Source organism: uncultured Spongiibacter sp. (genome assembly GCF_964011655.1).
Classification (GTDB): Bacteria; Pseudomonadota; Gammaproteobacteria; order Pseudomonadales; family Spongiibacteraceae; genus Spongiibacter; species Spongiibacter marinus.
In genome coordinates this window covers 91,738-100,510 of the sequence record NZ_CAXGPO010000012.1, presented here as the reverse complement: position 1 = coordinate 100,510, position 8,773 = coordinate 91,738, and the positions used below count along the sequence as shown (strand labels likewise).

The following is an 8,773-nucleotide window of genomic DNA, read 5'->3' as shown; positions in this document are numbered from 1 at the left end:
CACTCTTTCCCTACAGACGCTCTTCCGATCTAATAAGCCGTGCAACAACTGAGGGATCGGCAAGCGTGGAGATATCGCCCAGGGCGTCGTACTCGTTGGCCGCGATCTTGCGCAGAATTCGGCGCATGATCTTGCCGCTGCGCGTTTTAGGCAGGTCGTCGGCCCATTGAATCACGTCGGGAGAGGCAATCGGGCCGATTTCGCGGCGCAGCCACTGCTTCAACTCTTGCAACAGGGCGTCGTCGCCTTGCTCGCCCTGCTGCAGGCTAACGTAGATATAAATGCCTTCGCCTTTGATCTCATGCGGGAAGCCAACCACGGCGGCCTCGGTCACTTTCGGGTGGGCAACCAATGCACTTTCCAGCTCGGCAGTTCCCATGCGGTGACCAGAGACATTGAGCACATCGTCCACGCGGCCGGTGATCCAGTAGTCGCCATCAGCATCGCGGCGGGCACCGTCGCTGCTGAAATAGTAGCCGTTGAAGGTGGAGAAGTAGGTATCGATGAAGCGCTGGTGGTCGCCAAAGATGGTGCGCATTTGCCCGGGCCAGCTGTCGCAAATGACCAGGTTGCCATCGGTGGCGCCGTCCAATACGTTTCCGTCGTTATCCAGCAGTGCTGGTTGTACACCGAAGAACGGCTGAGTGGCTGAGCCGGGCTTCAATTCTGTGGCGCCCGGCATCGGGGCAATCATCATGCCGCCGGTTTCGGTCTGCCACCATGTGTCCAGTATAGGGCAGCGACCCTCGCCAAAGACGTCGTGGAACCAGCCCCAGGCCTCTGGGTTGATTGGCTCTCCGGCGGTACCGAGCAGGCGCAGTGACGCACGGCTGTTGGTAGCGGTGGCTTCCTCGCTCTTGGCCATCAGTGCGCGGATCACGGTGGGTGCGGTGTACAAGGTGTTCACCTGATATTTATCGATAATCCGGCCCAGTCGGCCGCAATCGGGGTAGTTGGGAACACCTTCATACATGATGCAGCTGGCGCCGTTGCTGAGCGGGCCATATACCGCGTAGCTGTGCCCAGTGATCCAGCCGATATCGGCCATACACCAGTAGACTTCGTCCGCTTTGTAGTCGAACACCGTATGGTGGCTCAGAGAGGTGTACACCATATAGCCGCCGGTGGTGTGTACCGCGCCTTTGGGTTTCCCGGTTGAGCCAGAGGTATACAACAGGAACAGCGGATCTTCGGCGTTCATCGGCTCGGGAGGGCAAACGGCTGACTGCTGCTCAACGAGGCTGTGGTATTCCACGTCGCGGTTGGCGCGCCAGTGAATATCGGCGCCGGTGTGCTTGAGCACCAGAACTTTTTCAACGCAGGCCGGAGAGCACAGTTCTATGGCCTCGTCGACGTTTTGCTTCAGGGGAACCGCTTTGCCGCCGCGACGACCTTCATCGGCGGTGATCACCAATGCCGATTGACCATCGCTAATGCGTCCTGCCAGCGCTTCTGGCGAGAAGCCGGCAAAAACCACCGAGTGCATGGCGCCAATGCGTGCACAGGCGAGCATCGCGAAAACGGCTTCCGGAACCATTGGCATATAAAGAGTAACCACATCACCTTTTTTAACGCCCAGGCTCTTCAGGCCGTTGGCGAGTTTGCAGACTTCTTGATGAAGTTCGTTATAGGTGAATTGTCGTGAGGCTTGGCCCTCTTCATCCGGCTCCCATTGCAGCGCGAGTTTTTCGCCGCGCTTACTGAGGTGTCGGTCTAAACAGTTTTCAGAGGCATTGAGTACGCCATCTTCAAACCACTTAATATAAAGATCGTTTTTATCAAAACTGCAGTTCTTTATTTTACTCGGTGCCTGGTGCCAGCTGATTCGCTCCGATACCTGCTTCCAGAACGCATCGGGGTCATTGACCGATTGTTCATACATGGCCTGGTAATCGTCTGCAGAGATATAAGCATTCTCGCGAATCGACTCTTTGATGGGGTAGCGTTGCTCTGTCATGGCTGTGCCCTCGGTTCAAGGTGTGCGTTCTTGTTATGTCACACAGTATTCTCCGCGAGCGCCTTTTTCGCTATTAGACCTTGGTCGAGCGGCAGATCCCTCCCTTCTTAGACTTTCGTCGATATTTGACTAATGGCTAATACGCAGCTTTGCAAAGTCGGCCTATAACCTCTAGTGACACATAAAAACAACCGGGAGACACTCTTATGCAAAGCAATAAAAAGCGCACTTTCGCATCTCGATATCTACCTGCTCTTGCGGCACTGCCACTGGCCGTTGCCGCGGGTTCCGTTTCCGCTGAGTCGCTGGAGCAGCGCGTGCAGCGCTTAGAAGCGGCGCTGGCTGAATCCACGGCGCAGGCGTCGAGCAATACCAGCTTCAAGTTTGGCGGCTATATAAAACTTGATGCTATGGCGAGCCAATACAGCGGTGGTGAAAGAGCCTTGGCGGCTGTCGGCGATGACTTCCTCGTACCTTCCGTTATTCCCATCGGTGGTGAATCAGGCGACGCCAATTTCGATATGCAAGCCACGTACTCGCGCATTTGGTTTAAAACGGCGACGCAGACCGATGCCGGTACCATCTCCACCCATGTAGAGATGGACTTCGGCGTTAACCAAATCGGCGATGAGCGGCTCAGTAATTCTGCGGTATCGCGCATTCGCCATGCCTTTGTAAGCTGGCAGTACGACAAAGACAGCTCCTTCCTTGCCGGTCAAACCTGGGGCACTTTCTTTAACGTGGCGAGCCTGCCGGAGACCCTGGACTTTGTTGGCCCGGTGGCCACAGTATTTGAGCGCCAGGCGCAGTTGCGCTGGACCCACGGTATGGGGAACGGCAGTTCGTTGATGGTTGCTGTGGAAAACCCGTCCACTGGCCTCTATGGCGGTACTAGTGGCGCCGCGGGCGGCGGTGATTTTGACAACAATAGTCTGCCCGATGTCGTTGTTCGTTATAACGGTAAGTCAGGCGACCTGAGCTATAGCGTGGCAACGGTGCTGCGTGAGATTGCTTACAAAGAGAACTTTACCAATAACCTTGCGCAACCCATTGAAGGTGACGAGAGCGAGATCGGTTATGGGGTGAGCTTTTCGGGTAAATGGCAGATGGGTCAGGATGACCTCAAGTTCCAGTTGAACGCCGGTAACCTCGGCCGCTACCTGGGTTTGCAGAGCTTCCGCGATGGTTACATTGAAAGCAATGGCGATATCGATCTGCTGGACACTGTGGGTGGCTTTGTCGCCTACCGCCACTTCTGGGCACCCAAGTGGCGCAGCAGCTTTGTGTTGTCAGCCAGCGAAGCCGACCAGCCTAGCAACGCGCCCGCTGGTACGCCAAGCACTTACCGCAGTGCTCACGCCAACTTGCTGTATTCGCCGGTTAAGGCACTTACCCTGGGCGCTGAGCTGATCCACGGCGAAAAACACATTGAAGGCAGCATTAACGGCGACGACAGCGGTGAGCTGGATCGCTTGCAGTTTAGTGTGAAGTACGTGTTCTGAGCGTCCCGCTCTTGACTAAAGTCGAATGGTTTGCGGCGACAACAAAGCGCATAAAGAGTATGTCGCCGTGATTCAGACGAATAAAGGAGAATAACAATGGCGTTTCAATCGAAAGAAATGGCGAAAGCATACTGGCGTGAAAACCTCACGTTGATGCTCTGGCTGTCAGTGATCTGGTTCATCGTGTCTTATGGATGCGGAATCCTGTTTGTAGAGCAGCTCAATGCCATCCGCTTGGGTGGATTCAAATTGGGCTTTTGGTTTGCGCAACAGGGGTCAATTTACACCTTTGTGGCACTGACATTTATCTACGCAAAAAAAATGGGCGATCTCGACCGTAAATACGGCGTAGATGACGACGCATAATAAGAGGCAGCCATCATGGAACTTCAAACATTAACGTATATTGTGGTGGGGTTTACCTTCGCCATTTATATCGGCATCGCCATCTGGGCGCGCGCCGGTTCGACGAAAGACTTTTATGTAGCCGGCGGTGGTGTTCACCCCGTTGCTAACGGCATGGCAACTGCCGCTGACTGGATGAGCGCGGCGTCGTTTATCTCAATGGCCGGTCTGATCGCCTATATGGGCTACGGCGGCTCAGTTTTCCTAATGGGTTGGACGGGCGGCTTCGTGCTGCTGGCCATGTTCCTGGCGCCATACTTGCGTAAATACGGCAAGTTCACGGTACCTGAGTTCATTGGCGACCGCTTCTACTCAAGGACTGCGCGTATCGTTGCCGTTGTCTGCTTGATTATCTGTTCGGTGACGTACGTTATCGGCCAGATGAAAGGGGTAGGGGTTGCCTTCTCGCGCTTCCTGGAAGTGAGTTATGAAGTCGGCCTGCTGGTGGGTATGGCTATCGTCTTTGTCTACGCCGTTGTCGGTGGCATGAAGGGCATTACTTATACGCAGATTGCGCAGTACTGTGTGTTAATTCTGGCCTACACCATTCCCGCTTTTTTCATCTCCTTTAACTTAACCGGCAATCCCTTCCCGCAGCTCGGCTTGGGCAGTACGATCAGTGGTACCGACGTATACTTGCTCGACCGCTTGGACCAGGTGATTACCGAGTTGGGCTTTGCCGACTACACCAACAATGTTCGCGGCAGTACCTTGAATATGTTTGTGTACACCCTGTCGCTGATGATCGGTACGGCGGGCTTGCCCCACGTCATTATCCGCTTCTTCACGGTGCCTAAAGTAAAAGATGCGCGTACCTCAGCGGGTTGGGCACTGGTGTTTATTGCCATTCTCTACACAACTGCGCCGGCAGTGGCAGCCATGGCACGTTTGAACCTGCACAACACCATTGCGCCGCCAAGTGCTGAACAAAACCTTGCCTATGAAGAGCGCCCACAGTGGTTTAAAAACTGGGAAAAAACCGGTCTTCTTGAGTTCGAAGATAAAAACGGTGATGGCCGCATACAATACACCGCGAGTGCGGAGACCAATGAAATGGTCAAAGTCGATCGCGACATCATGGTGTTGGCAAACCCTGAGATAGCCAAGCTACCCAACTGGGTTATTGCACTCGTGGCAGCGGGTGGTCTCGCAGCGGCATTGTCTACTGCGGCAGGCTTGTTGCTGGCAATTGCATCAGCGATCTCCCACGATCTGTTGAAGGGCGTATTAATGCCTGACATCTCCGAAAAAGCAGAGCTTAGAGCCAGCCGAATTGCCATGGCAGGTGCGATTGGCTTTGCGGGCTACCTCGGTTTCAACCCACCTGATTTCGCGGCGGGTACGGTAGCACTGGCCTTTGGTTTGGCGGCCTCCTCGATCTTCCCCGTGTTGATGATGGGTATCTTTAATCGCCGCATCAACAAAGAAGGCGCTATTGCCGGGATGATTGCAGGTATCGGTGTCACCCTGTTCTACGTGTTCCAGCACAAAGGCATTATGTTCGTGGCCAGCACCGCCTTCTTGGGCGATATGCCAGCGAACTGGTTCTTTGGCATTGAACCCAACGCGTTTGGTGCAGTGGGTGCCGTGGTGAACTTTGCGGTTGCCTTTGCGGTGTCTGCAGTGACCAAAGCACCGCCAGCAGAAGTGCAGGAACTTGTTGAGCACATCCGCGTTCCTGTTGGTGTTAGTGCGGCGCAGGATCACTAAGCCGACACTAGCGGTCGATACAAAGCAGGCACCGTCAGGGGCCTGCTTTTTTTTTCCTCGACGAGTATGGAAATTCACTCGACCAAGGATGATAGTAAAAGTCGAACACACAATAACAAGGGATCTGCGCAATGAGTGCGACATCAATTCTTACCAGCAAACACACGATTACCGCATTAATTGTTACGCCGATTTTGGCGATCATCGCTTATTTTGGTGTCGATAGAATGGTGAGCGAGCGGCCCCATAAAGCCGAAGCAGGCGCTGTATATAAATTGGCTGCGATGTCTAAATGCCGATATCAGAGTGGCGAATGCACCCTCAAGAACGGCAACTTTGCACTGACGCTGCGGCCGGAGTTTCGCAGTGAGCACGTAATTAAGCTGCGTTTAGAATCTGCCTTCCCCTTGCAGGGCGCTAAAATTTCCATTGCCCCGGACAGTGCCGTGGATTACCCACCTATGGATATGGAAGCCGAATCCGCCGATGGCAAGGTCTGGTTAATTCGCACCTCAGTACCTGCGACCGAGGCGCCACAGCTGCGCGTCGTGGCGACCGCCGATGGCGCAAAGTACTTTGGTCAAACAGGGTTGGAATTTACCGTCTACCAAACCAGCTTTGAGCGAGATTTTCGCGGCGGCCAGCAGTAACACTTTCGATCCAGGGGGCGCAAATGAGTGATAAAGCAGAGCTGGCATTGGTGAGTGATTTTCTCGCCGAATGTTTGCCCTTTGATAGCCTTGACCCACAGACACTGGAAGACGTTGCTCGTCAGCTCCGTATCAAATATGTGCGACGCCATCACCGCTTTAGTGCGATGGATGGCGACGGCCTGTATATCCTGCGTAGCGGCGTTGTTGATGAACAGCAGGAGAGCGGCTTACTGCAGCGCTTTGAGAGTGGGGAAAGTTTTTCCCTGAATGGCCACAGTCGCGACGGCGAAGTCACACAGTCGCGCTATTTCGTTGCCATAGAAGATTGCTTGATATACCGCTTGCCGGACGATGCGCTGCGCAGTTTGCGGCGCCAACATCGCCATATAGACCGCTTTTTCCATGCGCGCAGTGAGCGGCTATTGCGTCGCGCCGCGCGCTTTCGCGGCCAGCCGTCGTTTCTAATGCAGCCGGTTACCTCAGTAATGAGTCAACAGCCGCTCGAAGTTGCCCCGGAGACATCGATAGCGCAAACCGCACAGGCAATGACCGAGCGCCGCGTGTCCTCGGCCTTTGTGACCCGCGATGAAACCCTACTGGGCATCGTCACCGACCGCGATTTGCGCAGCCGCGTATTGGCCCTAGGGCTATCGCCAGATCAAACCGTGGCCAGCATCATGACCGAGAACCCCTGCGCCCTGGCAAGTGATGCAACACTTTTCGATGCCGTGTTGGAGATGACCAATCGCGGCGTGCACCACCTGCCGGTATTGGGCGAGGCGAAACAGCTGCTCGGTGTGTTGACCACCTCCGATGTCAACGTGGCAAGGGAAGACGACCCGATCTACTTTGTGCAGCGAGTATCGAGGTTGAGCAGTCTTACAGCGCTTCAGGAGCAACTAGCGCGCCTGCCGAACCTGTTCCGCCAATGGGTAGAGGCCGATACGCCGGTGACGCAGATTACGCAAATGACAACCGCGGTAAGTGATGCCTTGACGCGGCGGCTTATCGACCTTGCCGAACAATCGCTTGGCCCCGCTCCCTGCGACTACTGCTGGTTGGGCTTTGGCTCCCAGGCTCGGGGCGAGCAGTTACTCGGTGGTGATCAGGACAACGGTTTGCTGATTGATAATTCTGCAACCGACGACGACATGGCGTGGTTTGCGAAACTCGCCGACTTTGTCTGTGCTGGGCTTAATGACTGCGGCTATGATTACTGTCCGGGTGACGTGATGGCCAAGTCGGAAAAGTGGCGCAAGCGCGCCGCCGATTGGGAGGCGATGGTCGACGGCTGGATGACCAGCCCCAGCGCCAGTGCAGTGATGCACATCAGTATTTTCTTCGACCTGCGCGCCATTGCCGGCAGCCGCAGCCTGGCTGAGGCCTTGCAGCAACATATGTTGGCCCACAGCCAGCGCAATACTATTTTCCTCGCCGCGCTGGCAGAGAATGTTCTGGCAAGCTCGCCGCCGCTAAGCATGTTTGGCCGTTTTCTGCTGGAGCGTAGCGGCGAACACCAACACAGCCTCGACCTGAAAAAACGCGGCGTGCTGCCGGTGATAGAGCTCGCCCGGCTGCATTCGCTGGCCAACGGTATCCCCGCGGTAAATACCCACAAGCGCTTGCAGGCCCTGGCGCGCGCGGGTCAGATGAGCTTGGCAGATAGTCGCAATCTTGAGGATGCATTTACATTGATCAATGGCATCCGTTTGCAACAGCAGGCCGCGCAAATTGCCGCTGGCGACGAGCCCGATAATTACTGCGACCCCCGCCAGCTTACCCGGTTGCAGCGCAGCCACTTAAAGCAGGCATTCAGGGTGGTTCATCAGGCCGAGGATATTATCAAGCTGCGCTACCGAGCGGGTAACTGACATGTCGGCGTTCTGTCAGGCGCTGCGCCTGCAATTTAAACGCTATCAGTATCGCCGGCGTGCCGCGCGCGCGTTGCGCGACTGCTGGCAGTTGTCACCGCCCTGTTGGCAGTCGCCCGCCAGAGACGCCGCCTACCTCGCAATCGATCTGGAAATGACCTCGCTGGACCCAAGTACAGGGGAAGTCGTGAGTATTGGCTGGGTGCCGATTACTCATTGTGAGATCGACCTGTCGGCGGCGCGTCACCACCTTTTACGCGCTGAATCGCTGGTGGGCGAAAGTGCCGTTATCCACCAACTGCGCGATTGCGACCGGGTAGGCGGTGAACCCCCGGCGGAGGTGTTGCAAGCCCTGCTCAAGGCCGCCTCCGGCCGAGTGTTGCTGTTTCACTGCGCTGAGCTGGATATCGCTTTTCTCAACGCACTTTGTCAGACGCACCTAGCGGCGCCTTTGCTGCTGCCCTATGTCGATACCCTGCAAATTGAGCACGGCCGCCGTGAGCGCGCTCATCAACCGGTTCGCAACGGCGAGCTGCGTTTGGCTGATTGCCGCGAACACTACCATTTGCCCGCTTATCCCGCTCACAATGCACTCAGTGATGCCCTGGCAACGGCCGAGTTGTTTTTGGCGATTAAGTCTCGGTAAACTGCCGCGCTGAATTGTAATGGGAGTTG

The 8,773-nt window shown here is 55.6% G+C and carries 7 protein-coding genes; 6 read left to right on the top strand and 1 reads right to left on the bottom strand.

Annotated elements, in window-relative coordinates; all coding sequences use genetic code 11:
• Positions 1-10: 10 nt before the first annotated feature.
• Positions 11-1,957 (bottom strand): acetate--CoA ligase, encoded by a 1,947-nt coding sequence (gene acs / locus ABNS66_RS08195; protein ID WP_348655300.1) that lies wholly within the window; start codon positions 1,955-1,957, stop codon positions 11-13.
• 206 nt (positions 1,958-2,163) lie between these two features.
• On the opposite strand from acs, the gene ABNS66_RS08190 reads away from it, so the two are divergent.
• From ABNS66_RS08190 to ABNS66_RS08165, 6 genes are all read left to right on the top strand, one after another.
• Positions 2,164-3,459: a DcaP family trimeric outer membrane transporter gene (locus ABNS66_RS08190; protein WP_286839687.1), complete on the top strand. Its 1,296-nt coding sequence runs from the start codon at positions 2,164-2,166 to the stop codon at positions 3,457-3,459.
• Positions 3,460-3,555: 96 nt separating this feature from the next.
• Positions 3,556-3,825: a DUF4212 domain-containing protein gene (locus ABNS66_RS08185; RefSeq protein WP_204996638.1), complete on the top strand. Its 270-nt coding sequence runs from the start codon at positions 3,556-3,558 to the stop codon at positions 3,823-3,825.
• Positions 3,826-3,840: 15 nt separating this feature from the next.
• Complete coding sequence (locus tag ABNS66_RS08180; RefSeq protein ID WP_204996639.1) at positions 3,841-5,574, top strand: sodium:solute symporter family protein; 1,734 nt, start codon at positions 3,841-3,843, stop codon at positions 5,572-5,574.
• A 131-nt stretch (positions 5,575-5,705) separates the two neighbouring features.
• Positions 5,706-6,224 carry a hypothetical protein gene (locus ABNS66_RS08175; protein ID WP_286839689.1) on the top strand — a complete coding sequence of 173 codons (519 nt, stop codon included), beginning with the start codon at positions 5,706-5,708 and terminating at the stop codon, positions 6,222-6,224.
• A gap of 23 nt (positions 6,225-6,247) precedes the next feature.
• Positions 6,248-8,098, top strand: a complete 1,851-nt coding sequence (locus ABNS66_RS08170; RefSeq protein WP_286839690.1) for a putative nucleotidyltransferase substrate binding domain-containing protein — start codon at positions 6,248-6,250, stop codon at positions 8,096-8,098.
• 1 nt (position 8,099) lies between these two features.
• Complete coding sequence (locus ABNS66_RS08165) at positions 8,100-8,744, top strand: exonuclease domain-containing protein (protein WP_204996641.1); 645 nt, start codon at positions 8,100-8,102, stop codon at positions 8,742-8,744.
• The last annotated feature ends 29 nt before the right edge of the window (positions 8,745-8,773 follow it).